Genomic DNA, 13,140 nt, shown 5'->3' on the forward strand with positions numbered 1-13,140 from the left:
ATAATGAAAAGCTATGATACGGAAGCTAATTGGTGTTTGTTTGGTAAGTGTTTTTTTGCTGGCAGGAAGTGCCTGCAGCACGGAAGTCTGGAAGGACAATGCTTATTCGCCGGAAGAACGGGCTGCGGATTTGTTGACAAAGTTAACTCTGGAAGAGAAGGTGTCGCTGATGCTGGATCGGAATGCGCCCATTGAGCGACTGGGCATTCAGGAATACAACTGGTGGAACGAAGCGCTTCACGGGGTGGCACGTGCCGGCAGGGCCACGGTATTTCCTCAGCCGGTAGGCATGGCGGCGTCTTTCGACCGCGACATGGTGCTGGATATTTTTTCGGTGGTGTCGGACGAAGCGCGCGCCAAACACCATTACTTTAAATCACAGGGCGAGTTTGGGCGCTACCAGGGACTGACCATGTGGACGCCTACCATCAATGTGTTTCGGGACCCCAGATGGGGACGGGGCATGGAGGCTTATGGTGAAGATCCTTTTATGAATGGGGTACTGGGTACGGCGGTAGTGCAGGGACTTCAGGGTGAGCGGGGCGAAGGCTATGACAAACTGCATGCCTGCGCCAAGCACTTTGCGGTGCATTCGGGGCCCGAGTGGAACCGCCACTCCTTTGATGCCCATAACATTAAGCCGCGGGATTTGCACGAGACTTACCTGCCGGCCTTTAAAAAACTGGTGATCGATGGCGATGTGCGCATGGTGATGTGCGCCTATAACCGTTTTGAGGGCGAGCCTTGTTGTGCCAGTGACCAACTGATGATGGATATTCTGCGCAATGAATGGGGTTTTGACGGGGTAGTGGTCTCTGATTGCTGGGCCATTAATGATTTCTACAATAAGGAGGCACATGCCACCCATCCGGATGCGGAAACAGCCTCAGCCGACGCTGTGCTTTCGGGTACCGATTTGAATTGTGGGAACAGTTATCCGTCCCTGATCGAGGCGGTTGAACGGGGACTGATCTCTGAAGAGGAGTTGGATGTATCACTGCTTCGCGTGCTCATAGCACGCTTTGAGCTGGGTGAAATGGATGCGGATGAGAAAGTGGAGTGGTCGAAAATTCCTCATTCCATCGTTTCTTCTCCCGAACATGGCACCATGGCTCTCGAAGCGGCTCGTAAGTCGATGACTTTACTACGGAATGAAAATAACAGACTTCCCTTGGAAAGGGGCGGATTGACCGTTGCGGTTATGGGACCCAATGCCAACGATTCGCTGATGCAATGGGGCAATTATAATGGAACACCCGCGAGCACAACCACCATCCTGCAGGGCATCCGCCAGACCTTGGGCAGTGATGACCGTGTGATTTATGAGCAGGGGACGGAATGGGTGGGTGACCGCATTTTTTCGAGTGTTTTTGATCAGTGCATCAGTGAAGCCGGACAGGGCTTCAGGGCTGAATACTGGAACAATCCCGACCGGGAAGGCAGTCCCGACGTGGTGACCCAGGTTAATACGCCTTTCCATTTCCATACAGGCGGTGCTACGGTTTTTGCGCCGGGTGTTAACCTGACTGATTTTTCGGCCCGCTATACCAGCACTTACTACCCGGAACGAAGCGGGGAAGTGTTTTTTCATTTTTATGTCAATGGGGTAACCCGCATGCTGATTGATGGTGAGCCTGTTTTTGAACACCGGTCGAACCACGGTGGTCGTAAGCAGGAATATAAGATGGATGTGGAAGAAGGCAAGGCCTATGAAATAGAGTTGGAATTTGCCCATTATATGTCGGAGGCGGAACTGAATTTTAACATAGGCTATATGGCAGAGGTGGATATACCGGCCTCTGTGGCACGTGTGGCAGATACCGATGTGGTGGTCTTTGTCTCGGGTATTTCTCCTTTTTTGGAAGGGGAAGAAATGGGGGTGGATTTACCCGGGTTCAGCGGAGGCGACCGGACCGACATTGCTTTGCCGGCTGTCCAGAGGGAAATGTTGCGGGCCTTGCATGAAGCAGGAAAAGAAATTATATTGGTCAATTGCTCCGGTTCAGCCATTGGGTTTGAGGAGGAGCTGACGTATTGCCAGGCTATTTTGCAGGCGTGGTATCCGGGACAAGCAGGGGGAACGGCCGTGGCGGAGGTATTGTTTGGCGATTACAACCCAGCGGGGCGTTTACCGGTGACTTTCTACAAGAATGTGGCCCAGTTGCCCGATTTTGAAGACTACAACATGACCAATCGTACCTACCGCTATTTCCGGGGGGAGCCAGTTTTTCCTTTTGGTTATGGTCTGAGCTATACCACTTTTGATTATGAAACACCCGAATTGAGCAGCGAAGTCGTTTCGCTCAGCGAGGAAGCCACATTGACGGTGTCCGTCACCAATTCGGGCGACTTTGACGGCGAAGAGGTGGTTCAGCTGTATTTGCAGAAGCCCGATGATGCAGATGGTCCCTTGTTGACCTTGCGCGGATTTAAGCGGGTGTTTATTGCACAGGGCGAAACGGTTGATGTGAAATTTCAGCTGACCCCCGAAGTCATTGAATGGTGGAATGCTGAAGCCCAGCGAATGACGCCCCTGGGGGGCGACTACCGATTGATGGTCGGCAGTTCTTCCCGAATGGAAGATTTACAAGCAGTGCCGCTGACTGTTGTGGCCCCTTAATTGTCCGCATTGTGGAATTAAAAAGCCTGCCTATCGGATGAATCAGGCAGGCTTTTTTTAGCTCATAAATTAAGTTACAACCAGGTCAATCTGTGCCAGATTTGCTCCAGTGGACCTCTTTGGTGCGTCCTGAACCACCACGAGCTGAAAAGGGTTTGCAATAGGGCCAGTACTATGCCGATGGCCAGACTCAGAGTGGCGCCTGTGTAGGCATACATCCCCAGTCCGTACCCATAGTAAATAAAGGAGCCGGCAATGGATTGCATCACGTAGTTGGTGAGACTCATGCGCCCCAGAGGTGACAGTCGGTTGAGGGCCTTTCGGACAAAGGTTTGTTCGAACAAAAGGACAAAGCCGGCGGTGAGCACTGCCATGAAGGAGAAGTTCGACCAGGAGGTGATGATTAATTGCAGGCGACTTACAAGGGCCGGACGAATGTCTGTGGCTGGCAGGGCTTCTTTAAGCAGGTATAGCGGTAGGAAGGCAAGGGCGGCCATGAGGAGTGCTTTTTGCCAAAAGAGCTTGTTCCCGGGGGTGGGACTGAATTTGTGGGTTCGACCCAGTAAAAATCCGAGCAGGAATAAAGCGCCGGTTTGGAAGAAACGCCCGTTTTCGAGCGACCAATACAAGGCGGCGGAGCGGCCGTTGATGAGGTTGCCTTTGGCGGCTTCCCAAAAGTTGCCATGCATGAGGTAGTCACCAATTTTTGCAAAATAGATGTTGGCGCGCGAAGCCGGTTCGGTGTACTCGGGCTGGGTTAGGATATAAACCAGCTTGCCCCATTCCAGTGGCTGAAGCATCAGAAGGATGGCGGCGATGAGCACCACTTGGTTGCTGAGTTTTCTAAAGGGGACGAGGAGGATGCCCACTGCGGCATAAATGGCCAGAATGTCCCCTTCATAAAAGATGGAGTTGAAAATACCAAACATCAGCAAGAGCAAAAGCCGCCACAAAAAGCGGCCGCTAAAATCATGGCCCCGCTGCTGTTGGTTGTAAAATTGGATGGCGTAGGTAAGACCAAACAGCAGGGCGAATATGGCATAGGATTTTCCGCCAAAGAGAAAGAACAGACTGTCCCAGATAATGCTGTCTATGGCCTTCATCCATTGGGGCAGATAGTCGGGAAAATGGTACAGGTCAAAGTGTTCGATGTTGTGCAGCAGCATGATGGATAAGATGGCAAAGCCTCTGAGGGCATCTACCACGGTCAAACGTTGTGTCTCAGCCATTGATGTGGTTTTAAAATTTTTCGGTCGAATATACAAATTTTTCTGAAAATAGGGGAGGGCACCTTGTCTGGTGAAAATTCAGGAATGAGTGGACCATCTGGTCACTTGGCTGCTTGGGAATAAAGTTTTACTTTTAAGCCTTATTTGTGGAGGGTTTTTTTTCAGTAGATGATAATGATTATGATTCAGGGTCTGTTGCTTTTTGATATAATTGCCGGCATATTTTTGCTTCTGTTCTTTTTAAAGGGCTTGAAAAATGGCTTTGTCATTGAACTGGCTTCGCTGGCGGCTTTGGTCTTGGGGATTATCGGTGCCGTGATGTTTGCTGAAGTGACGGCCCGTTGGTTGTCGGGATTTATGGAATCGAAGCACCTTTCAGTGGTGGCCTTTGTCATGGTCTTCATCGCTGTGGTGATTGCGGTGCATATTTTGGCGCATGCCATTGATAAGCTGATGAAGGCCATTGCCTTGGGATGGATTAACCGTTTGGCCGGTGCTTTGTTTGGTCTGGTGAAGGCGGCTTTTCTGTTGAGTGCCGTGATTCTTTTGCTGGAATCTTTTGGCCTGGGCCAAAAGATTTTTTCACCCCAAACACGCCACGATTCGTGGTTGTTTGAGCCCTTGCACCGATTTGCGCCCGCTACCATGAACCTCTTTCATATCAATTTCGACCATCTGGTTCCGGTTTGGGAGGAAGAGAAGGTGCCTCCGCCGGTAATTACCTGAAAGGCGTACCGATAAAATTTGTTTTTTATATCTTTGCGGGCGTCTAAATAATTGAACATTTATTAAGAAAAAATATTTCCATGAATTTTGTTGAGGAACTAAAATGGCGGGGAATGATCCACGATATCATGCCCGGAACCGAGGAGCTTTTGAAGCAGGGCATGGCTTCGGCTTATGTGGGTATTGACCCCACGGCCGACTCGCTGCACATTGGTCACCTGGTGAGTGTGATGATGTTGAAGCATTTTCAGGTAGCCGGTCACCAGCCCATTGTTTTGGTGGGTGGTGCTACGGGTATGATTGGTGATCCTTCGATGAAATCGGCCGAACGCAACCTGCTGGACGAGCCTACCTTGCGTCACAATCAGGAGAGTATTAAAAAGCAGCTGAGTCAGTTTTTGGACTTTTATGGCGAAGTGGAGAATAAGGCCTTGATGGTGAACAATTATGACTGGATGAAGGAGTTTACTTTTCTTTCATTTATCCGGGATATTGGCAAGCACATCACGGTCAATTATATGATGTCGAAGGACTCGGTGAAGAAGCGCATCAGCGGTGAATCCAGTCAGGGACTTTCATTCACGGAGTTTACTTACCAATTGGTACAGGGCTACGACTTTTTGCACCTGTACCAGAACCACAATTGTAAGCTGCAAATGGGGGGTTCTGATCAATGGGGCAACATTACAACGGGTACTGAACTGGTTCGGCGTGTGGCCGGTGGTGAGGCTTTCGCCCTGACCTGTCCCCTGATTACCAAAGCGGATGGTGGGAAGTTTGGCAAGACGGAAACCGGTAACATCTGGCTGGATCCGGAACGCACGAGTCCCTACCAATTCTATCAGTTTTGGCTGAATACTTCCGATGCGGATGCCGAGAAGTACATCAAAATTTTTACCCTTATTTCTAAGGATGAGGTGGAGGCTTTGGTGGCTGAACACGCCACTGCACCGCATGCCCGTCTGCTGCAAAAGCGGCTGGCCGAAGAAGTGACGGTTATGGTGCATGGCCGTGAGGCCTTTGACTTTGCGGTGGAGGCCTCACAGATACTGTTTGGCAAGGGTGCTACCGAAACGTTGCGCAAAATGGACGAGAAGACATTGTTGTCGGTCTTTGACGGGGTACCTGTCTTTGAAGTGCCCCGTTCAGCTTTGGATGCCGGTGCCAATGTGATTGACCTGATCAGTGAGCTGGCGGGGGTGTTCCCTTCAAAGGGAGAAGCCCGACGGACCATTGCCGGTGGAGGTGTCAGCATTAATAAGGAAAAAGTGACCAGTCACGAAGTGGTGGTGAACAGCACTTCCCTGCTCAATGGCAAATACCTGTTGGTGCAAAAAGGAAAAAAAAGCTATTCGCTGATTATTGCCCAGTGACTGATGGAGTTGAATTAAGGGCTTTTTGAATACCACAAAAGGGGACAGCCATAGCGGCCAGTCCCTTTTTTTATTCATCCCGCTCGTCATCCATTTTAGGTGTTGAGCTGTTCAGCCACGCGTTCTACCCGGATTAGCTCCTTTCTCACATCGTTGAGTGTGGTGAAAAAAGCATCTGAGAAATGGTTGAAGGATTCTTTGTTCTTATTCAAATGGCTGAAGGAGTTTTCAAGGTGAAGCATGGTGTTTGAAATTCTGTTGGTTTGCTTCTTGGAATCTTCTGAGAGTTGAATGATTTCATTAGAAATAACTCTAAAGCCATTGGTGTCTGTTCTGTTTTGAATGCCGGAATAGTTGAAATTGGCAGACTCGATAGAGGCGTTCAAACCCAGGATTTTTATTTTGTCGGAGATGTCTTTGATGAACCTGGTGATGGAGGTCGTTTCTTCCAATAGCTCTCCGGCATCTTTAACACTTTGCATCATGTTGGCCGTTTCATTGAGGAGGTGTTGCTGCTTGCTCGACAGTTCATTGATGCTATGGGATAATTGACCGATGGTTTGCAGGAGCACATCACTGCTTTCTTTTCTTCGGCTGATGTCAGAGTCGATAGCTGCCAAATAGGTCAGCTCGCCCGCATCGTTAAAGATGGGCGTTAAGGAGGTATGGGTCCATATGCTTTTGCCGTCCCTGGTAATGTTTAACGCTTCATAGAAAACGGGTTGTCCCATTTTTTGTACTTTGTAGAGGCGTTCTTCTATGGCATCACTAAAACTCGTTTGTCTGATATGACTTCCCAGTGTTTGCGTAAATTCTTCGTAAGTATATCCGTACATCCGGGTAAAGCCCTCATTGACCCATTCTATGTAACCGTCTGCATCCATAATCATGATGGCATTTTCCGTCTGTTTGGCCACAATGGAGAGTCTTTCCATTTCCTTGGTCGACATGCCGGGGTGGGCGCTTTCATCGGTTTTAAGGTCGGGTTGTTTAATGTCAGTGTCTGATGTCGAAAGCTCCACCTTTAGAGGTGGTTGATGAATTTTTCTGGATAGTAAATAGCCTGCCAGAAATGAAAACAGGGAGGCAGTAATGGCAAAAATGGTCATATACTTTTGTTGATATGTAAGTTGTTTTGCCAAAAATATTAAAAAATGCGATATAATTATGTGAAAAATAGTGTTTTTGTAGATATTTAATTGATTTTAGTTTCATATTGTTAATTGGCATGCATTTGACAGAAAGGATATGGGAAATCATATCTTATTGTCAGTCAAGACCTTCATTTACCTGTTTTAAAAATGGTACCATTGAAAAACAAAAAAATGGGATGGTCTTTCCAGACCACCCCACTTTTATGGTATCTCGCGGTTAAAAAGAACCTTTAGTTTTCAAACACCGCATCTTCCATTCCTGTGTTGATTTCGATGCTGTCGATGGTCACCTCAAAGTTTTGTGGTCCCACCGACTGGCTAATGGCTTGTGGAAACATAAAGCCTTCTACTTCCTTATAGTCTTTTATGTTGGTGACCATATTGCCCTGGGGGGTTGAACTGACTTCCCGGTACTTCAGGCCATCGGCCACTGCATAGTAGGCCGTCGATTCATTGCCGGAGGGACGGGTAACAATGATTTTGTAGCATTCGCGGTTGTCGATGGTTTCAACGCCCTGCAATTCGATGGAATAACCTTCCTTTAGGAAATTGGTTTCGGCAATGATGGCCGAACCTTCTTTCATCTGTTCCAGCATTTCACCTTCCAGTTCCTGCTCACCCATGGGGGAAGTTACTTTTCCTTTTGCACCATCGAAGACTTGCTTGGAAACCACGTTGTTGCCCATCATGGTCTCTACCAACAGCTTGTTGGGGGCTTTCTGACGGGTGACCATTTTGAGTTCCATGCCCTGAATGGCTGCTGTCGCTGTGGTGGTGACATCCTGAATGGTCTCAATGGCTTCGGGTCCGCCAATGGCGTTGAGGTAGCGCTCGATGACTTCTTCTGCTGTGATGTCAGAAACGGCCACGGCACCGCTCACTTCATGCCCGTAATAATCGTAACGGGTCACTTCGCTGGCAGGCGAGAAGCCGCGCATGACTTCCTCTATTTTATCCGCCTCGCCTACGGCCAGGATGATGGCTTGTTCCGGATTCAGATATTCTTTGGCCATGGCCATGACATCTTCAGCTGTTACTGCCGCTACTTTCTCCAGATAGGTCCGGTAATAGTCGGCCGGTAAATCATAGCGCTCAATGTTCAGCGCAAAGTTGGCAATGGTCTGCGGATCCTCCAGTGAGCGGGAAAAGCTTCCGGTCATCATGTTTTTAATGAGTTCCAAATCCTCGGCAGGTACCAACTCCGTTTGCATACGTTCCATTTCGTACAAAATCTCGTTCAGGCACTGTCGGTCACTGAAGTCCGGACCTGCGCCGAAGCCGAGAAGTAACCAATGCGCTTGTCGGTACTCAGGCGCGAATAGGCGCCATAGGTATAGCCTTTGTCTTCTCTGAGGTTTTGAAACAAACGGGTGTTGAAAGAGCCACCTCCCAGAATTTGGTTCATAACAGATGCCTTGATGGCATTGGGATGTCCCGGTGTTAAAGGAAGGGTGTGCGTCACCATGATGGTGGATTGGTTGGCGCCGTCGCGGTTGGCGATGGCGACTTTGGGTGCTTCGTAGGTGGGCCATTGGCTGTATGTGTGCCCGGGCACTTCTGCTTTTTCCCAATCGCCAAAATATTTTTTGGCTTGTTTTTTGGCCTCCTTCACACTGATGTCCCCCACAATGACCAGGTAGGCCGCATTGGGTCTGAAATAGGTCTGGTGATAGGTTTTTAAATGACCGGTGGTGATATTGGCCAGATTTTCTTCCGAAACCACTTCTCCATAAGGATCGTCCTTTCCATACCGCAAAACCGAAGCAATGTTGTTGGCAATGGCCGAGGGTTCATTTTTTTCCGCCTGAATGCCGGTTTCCATCTGCTTGAGGCTTTTCTCCAGCTCTTCTTGGGGGAAGGTTGGGTTCATCAGTACGTCGGACATCAATTCCAATAAAGTGGCGTTGTGCTTTTTCAGCGACCGGCCATAAATGCCCTTGGAATGGGTGTTGAGTGTGGCGCCTATGAAATCGATGGATTCATCGATTTCCGCCTTGTTCCGGTTAGTGGTTCCGGAGCGCATTAAATCACCGGCCAGAGAGACGTAACCGGCAGCTTCGCCTTCGAAAACAGGGTCGATGTCCAGTGTAAGATTATAGGCCACCATGGGAAGCTTGTGGTCTTCCACCACAAATACCCGGAGCCCGTTTTTAAGGGTGAATTTCTCGTATTCACCGATGTTGATTTGGGGGGCCGGACCGGCCTCAGGAGGGGTGCTTCTGTCCAGTTGAGCCATTAGGCCTGAGGCAAACAGGCTTAGCAATAGGATTGAAAATATGGATCTCATTTTATTGTTTTTTTAAGAGATTAGCGCCTTTCTTTCTGTTGGTCAGATAAGAGTGGTTCTAATCGGTCTCTTTTAGGTTATAAATTCAGGTATGTCTTAATTCTGCTTGGGTAAATAGTAAAGCACCACCCTGTTGTCGTCCGTAAAGTACTCTTGAGCTACGCGCTGAATGTCTTCGCGGGTTACGGCCATGTAATGGTCGAGCTCCTTGTTGATGAGCGAAGCATCGCCAAAGTAGGTGTAAGCCGTGGCCAAATTGTGCGCTCTTTCAGCAATTTTATAGTTGCCACCAATGATTTGGTTCTCATATTGGTTTTTAAGTTTTTGAAATTCCTTTTCAGGAATCAGCTCATTTCTGACCTTCTCAATTTCTGTGTCCATGGCCGCTTCCAGTTCCTGAGGGTCAATTCCCATGTTAGAGAAGGCAAAAGTGAGATTGATGGCTGGTTCGTTGAAGGGGATGGGAAAGGAACCCACTTGCAGCGCCAATTGTTTGTTATCAACCAATTCGCGGTAGAGACGTGAGCTTTGTCCGCCCGACAAAAGCGTGCCAGCATGTCAATGGCAAAATAGTCACGGGTATTCATAGCAGGGGTGCGGTAGGCCTGTAATACCAACGGGACCTGAATGTTGTCAAATATGGTATCTCTCACTTCGGTGCCCAGAGGTGGCTCCACAATGTTGGGACGGTAAATGTCCGGACTTCCGGTTGGTATATCGGCATAATACTTTTCGACCAATGATTGGGCCTGCTCTTTATGGATGTCGCCGGCCACTACCAATACGGCATTGTTGGGCACATAAAAGGTCTTGTAAAAAGTCTCAAACTCCTCATCCTTGGCCGCCATGATGTGCTCCGGATCACCAATGGTGGTCCAGCGGTAGGGATGTTGCTGAAGGCTCTTTTCATGGTTTCAATAAGGATGGTACCATAAGGCCGGTTGTCATAGCTCTGTTTTTTCTCCTCAATCACCACCTGCTTTTGGGTGGCTATGCCAGTTGAATCAACGGAGGCATGAAGCATGCGCTCCGACTCCAGCCACAAGCCCAGTTCGAGCTGGTTGGATGGCAGGGTTTGGTAATAATAGGTGCGGTCTGCCGATGTATTGGCATTGAGGGTGCCGCCGGCACGCTCTACAAATTTGGCATATTCGCCACGGGGTATGTTCTTGGTGCCTTCGAACATCAGGTGTTCAAAGAAGTGGGCAAAACCGGTGCGGTTGGGCTGCTCATGCTTGGAACCCACATTGTACATGACCGCCACAGTTACGATGGGCGTAGAGTTGTCTTCATGCAGAATAACATGTAAGCCGTTATCAAGTGTAAACTCTGAAAAGTTAATTTCGCCTGAACCGGCAGATAATGGCACGGTTGTCACCAAGCCAATCAGTGATGCAATCAGGATCTTTTTCAAATGCGTCATAATTTTTTAGATTAATAATAGAATAGGGTTATTGATACTCATCGGGTGAATTTGTAATGAAAACAGAATAAACAGCGACAATTTATCAAAATTTGAACCAAAAGTCAAAATGGTTTGATGCTTATGTGGTTGTCCACTCTTTTTTTTTAATCCGGCAGGGATGAAAGTGTCCGTTATGGGACAGGGGTGTGTCCATTATCGAACAGATTCATGCTGGTATTTCTTTTGCAGCGAATAACAGGGTCCCATCTCTGAATTATTTTTACTTTTGTGTCATAGACCAAATAATATGAAGTGCTTTAAAATATTTCTTTATATAGTCGTGGCCCTACTGTGGTTGTTGCCGGCATCGTGTACCCAGGACCAGATTTGCCTGTCCAATCAGCATGCGGTGCAAACCGGGTTTTACAGTGGCCGCTCAAGTGTGGACAAGGATACCATGCTTCAGAACAGTTCTGTTTTTGGCGTTCATCCCCAAAGAGACTCCATTTATGCCACAGAAACCTTTCAAACCATGTTTTTGCCCCTGTCCTTTGATCAAGATACCACCATTTTTGTGATTGATAACAATAGTTTAAGGGATACGCTTTGGTTCAGTCATTCCAAAGAGATGGCCTATATTTCGAGGGAATGCGGATTTACTTTTAATTTCACCATTGACAGTGTTTGGTTTACGCGGGTTTTTGTAGATTCGGTGGCCATTGACGTTAAAGAGGTTAACTATAGCGAAAACTTTGAAAATGTTAAGATATATATTTATTAGTGTCCTGTTTTTTTTGAGTCTTTCTGTCCGGTCCCAAGTGGTGCAGGAGGTAGTTGAAGTTCCCCGCGGGTTTACACTGGGGGTGAATTTGGCCGGTCCCATAAATAAGTTGTTCGACACCGACCGCACAGGCATCTCCTTTTTAACGCGCATCAATTTAAAGGAAGATTTGTTTTTCATTGGCGAAGCCGGCTTTGAAAATGTCAATTTTGAAAAGACGGCTTATCATTACGATTCCAATGGTACTTTTATACGTGTAGGGGCGGAGATGGATGTGCTGCCCAAAAAAGAGGAGGGGAGTAAGGACAATCTGCTGGTGGGTTTGCAGTATGGATTTGCCTTGCAGGAGCAGGGATCATCCTATTTTTTGGTGGAGAATGGCTATTGGGAGGACTACACCGGCAGAATGGGTTCCAATACCATTAATACCCACTGGATTGAATTGTCGGGCGGTCCCCGCGCCGAACTGTTTAAGAACTTCTACATGAGCTGGAACTTGCATATCCGGGTGTCGGTGGCCAGTAATAACGCCAGTTTGATGGAACCCTACATTGTTCCGGGCTTTGGGAATGGAGACAGCCGCTTGAATGCCGGGTTTTCTTACGTTCTGGAATACATGATTCCCTGGACCCGATAGTTTCAAAGACGTCTTAATCGATGTAGCGCCGGACGATGTTGTCATAGGCATCGATGCGCCGGTCGCGCAAAAAGGGCCAGATGCGCCGGACGGACTCGGACCTTTGGAGGTCGATATCTACCAATAAAAGAGCCTCATCACTGTTACCGGCCTGCTCAAGAAATTCCCCCTGAGGCCCTGCCACAAAGCTGTTGCCCCAAAATTGGATGCCATTGGTGATGCCGGAGGGGTCGGGTTCATGTCCCACACGATTCACAGATACTACTGGCAGTCCGTTGGCCACAGCATGGGCGCGTTGACTGATGACCCAGGCGTCTTTTTGCCGTGCTTTTTCTTCGTCACTGTCGGTACTCTCCCAGCCAATAGCTGTGGGGTAAATGAGCAGGTCGGCACCGCGGAGTGCCATAAGGCGTGCTGCTTCGGGGTACCATTGGTCCCAGCACACGAGCACGCCCAGTTTTCCAAGCGATGTGCTTATGGGCTCAAAGCCCGTATCGCCGGGCGTGAAATAGAATTTCTCGTAATAGGCCGGGTCATCCGGGATGTGCATTTTGCGGTATTGTCCGGCCATGGCGCCATCCTTTTCAAAGACGACAGCTGTATTGTGGTAGAGGCCGGGTGCCCGCTTTTCAAAGAGGGAAGTTACGATGACCACACGCAGCGCTTTGGCCAGCGCTCCAAAACGGTCGGTTGAGGGACCGGGAATGGTCTCGGCCAGATCGAACAGGTTGGTGTCTTCGGTCTGACAAAAATAAACGCTGTTGTGCAATTCCTGGAGGACGATCAGTTGGGCGCCCTGTTGGGCCGCCTGACGGATATTGTTCTCCAGTTTCTGGATATTGGCGCTGATGTCAGCGCCATTGCTTTGCTGTATGAGTGCTGTGCGAATGTTTTTCATGGTTGAAATGCCTTTTTACTGCCATCACAA

Annotated in this window: 11 protein-coding genes and 1 pseudogene; 5 read left to right on the plus strand and 7 right to left on the minus strand. The window is 48.6% G+C overall.

All coding sequences use genetic code 11. The features are described 5' to 3' along the window. The first annotated feature begins 13 nt into the window (after positions 1–13). On the plus strand, positions 14–2,620 hold the full coding sequence (gene xyl3A, locus JCM15548_RS06140; protein ID WP_062123438.1) for a xylan 1,4-beta-xylosidase: 2,607 nt from the start codon (positions 14–16) through the stop codon (positions 2,618–2,620). A gap of 74 nt (positions 2,621–2,694) precedes the next feature. On the opposite strand, the gene JCM15548_RS06145 is transcribed toward xyl3A, so the two are convergent. Next, complete coding sequence (locus tag JCM15548_RS06145; RefSeq protein WP_062123441.1) at positions 2,695–3,849, minus strand: DUF418 domain-containing protein; 1,155 nt, start codon at positions 3,847–3,849, stop codon at positions 2,695–2,697. 180 nt (positions 3,850–4,029) lie between these two features. Here JCM15548_RS06145 and JCM15548_RS06150 point away from each other — a divergent pair, with 180 nt between their 5' ends. Then, entirely contained in the window at positions 4,030–4,575 is a 546-nt protein-coding gene (locus JCM15548_RS06150; RefSeq protein WP_162198182.1) for a CvpA family protein, read from the plus strand. 80 nt (positions 4,576–4,655) lie between these two features. Then, positions 4,656–5,948: a tyrosine--tRNA ligase gene (gene tyrS, locus JCM15548_RS06155; RefSeq protein WP_062123449.1), complete on the plus strand. Its 1,293-nt coding sequence runs from the start codon at positions 4,656–4,658 to the stop codon at positions 5,946–5,948. A 95-nt stretch (positions 5,949–6,043) separates the two neighbouring features. On the opposite strand, the gene JCM15548_RS06160 is transcribed toward tyrS, so the two are convergent. The 5 genes and pseudogenes from JCM15548_RS06160 to JCM15548_RS23210 all read right to left on the minus strand — a co-directional run bounded on the left by JCM15548_RS06160 (position 6,044) and on the right by JCM15548_RS23210 (position 10,812). Then, a complete protein-coding gene (locus JCM15548_RS06160; RefSeq protein WP_062123452.1) occupies positions 6,044–7,057 on the minus strand; it encodes a methyl-accepting chemotaxis protein in 1,014 nt (337 codons plus the stop codon). 275 nt (positions 7,058–7,332) lie between these two features. Further along, on the minus strand, positions 7,333–8,322 hold the full coding sequence (locus JCM15548_RS23195) for an insulinase family protein (protein WP_227625527.1): 990 nt from the start codon (positions 8,320–8,322) through the stop codon (positions 7,333–7,335). A gap of 17 nt (positions 8,323–8,339) precedes the next feature. Continuing rightward, positions 8,340–9,389, minus strand: coding sequence for a M16 family metallopeptidase (locus tag JCM15548_RS23200; RefSeq protein ID WP_227625528.1), 1,050 nt, complete (start codon positions 9,387–9,389; stop codon positions 8,340–8,342). A gap of 96 nt (positions 9,390–9,485) precedes the next feature. Continuing rightward, positions 9,486–10,237, minus strand: a pseudogene (locus tag JCM15548_RS26190) (M16 family metallopeptidase). After that, positions 10,165–10,812 (minus strand): M16 family metallopeptidase, encoded by a 648-nt coding sequence (locus JCM15548_RS23210; protein ID WP_227625529.1) that lies wholly within the window; start codon positions 10,810–10,812, stop codon positions 10,165–10,167. The pseudogene JCM15548_RS26190 and the gene JCM15548_RS23210 overlap by 73 nt, the downstream one beginning before the upstream one ends. A gap of 289 nt (positions 10,813–11,101) precedes the next feature. Between JCM15548_RS23210 and JCM15548_RS06175 the strand changes: the two genes are divergently transcribed. After that, positions 11,102–11,575, plus strand: coding sequence for a DUF6452 family protein (locus JCM15548_RS06175; protein WP_157482463.1), 474 nt, complete (start codon positions 11,102–11,104; stop codon positions 11,573–11,575). After that, a complete protein-coding gene (locus JCM15548_RS06180; protein WP_062123458.1) occupies positions 11,553–12,212 on the plus strand; it encodes a DUF6048 family protein in 660 nt (219 codons plus the stop codon). The genes JCM15548_RS06175 and JCM15548_RS06180 overlap by 23 nt, the downstream gene beginning before the upstream one ends. Before the next feature lie 13 nt (positions 12,213–12,225). Here the strand turns inward: JCM15548_RS06180 and JCM15548_RS06185 are convergent, their stop codons facing one another. Continuing rightward, entirely contained in the window at positions 12,226–13,110 is an 885-nt protein-coding gene (locus JCM15548_RS06185; RefSeq protein ID WP_062123461.1) for a carbon-nitrogen hydrolase, read from the minus strand. Positions 13,111–13,140 lie beyond the last annotated feature (30 nt).

It is taken from the genome of Geofilum rubicundum JCM 15548 (genome assembly GCF_000974365.1).
Taxonomy (GTDB): domain Bacteria; phylum Bacteroidota; class Bacteroidia; order Bacteroidales; family Marinilabiliaceae; genus Geofilum; species Geofilum rubicundum.

Bases quoted from the DNA above. Each gene is read 5' to 3' on its own strand.
- xyl3A (WP_062123438.1), top strand. From the start codon at position 14: ATGATACGGAAGCTAATTGGTGTTTGTTTGGTAAGTGTTTTTTTGCTG.
- JCM15548_RS06145 (WP_062123441.1), bottom strand. From the start codon at position 3,849: ATGGCTGAGACACAACGTTTGACCGTGGTAGATGCCCTCAGAGGCTTT.
- JCM15548_RS06150 (WP_162198182.1), top strand. From the start codon at position 4,030: ATGATTCAGGGTCTGTTGCTTTTTGATATAATTGCCGGCATATTTTTG.
- tyrS (WP_062123449.1), top strand. From the start codon at position 4,656: ATGAATTTTGTTGAGGAACTAAAATGGCGGGGAATGATCCACGATATC.
- JCM15548_RS06160 (WP_062123452.1), bottom strand. From the start codon at position 7,057: ATGACCATTTTTGCCATTACTGCCTCCCTGTTTTCATTTCTGGCAGGC.
- JCM15548_RS23195 (WP_227625527.1), bottom strand. From the start codon at position 8,322: ATGGAACGTATGCAAACGGAGTTGGTACCTGCCGAGGATTTGGAACTC.
- JCM15548_RS23200 (WP_227625528.1), bottom strand. From the start codon at position 9,389: ATGAGATCCATATTTTCAATCCTATTGCTAAGCCTGTTTGCCTCAGGC.
- JCM15548_RS23210 (WP_227625529.1), bottom strand. From the start codon at position 10,812: ATGACGCATTTGAAAAAGATCCTGATTGCATCACTGATTGGCTTGGTG.
- JCM15548_RS06175 (WP_157482463.1), top strand. From the start codon at position 11,102: ATGAAGTGCTTTAAAATATTTCTTTATATAGTCGTGGCCCTACTGTGG.
- JCM15548_RS06180 (WP_062123458.1), top strand. From the start codon at position 11,553: ATGTTAAGATATATATTTATTAGTGTCCTGTTTTTTTTGAGTCTTTCT.
- JCM15548_RS06185 (WP_062123461.1), bottom strand. From the start codon at position 13,110: ATGAAAAACATTCGCACAGCACTCATACAGCAAAGCAATGGCGCTGAC.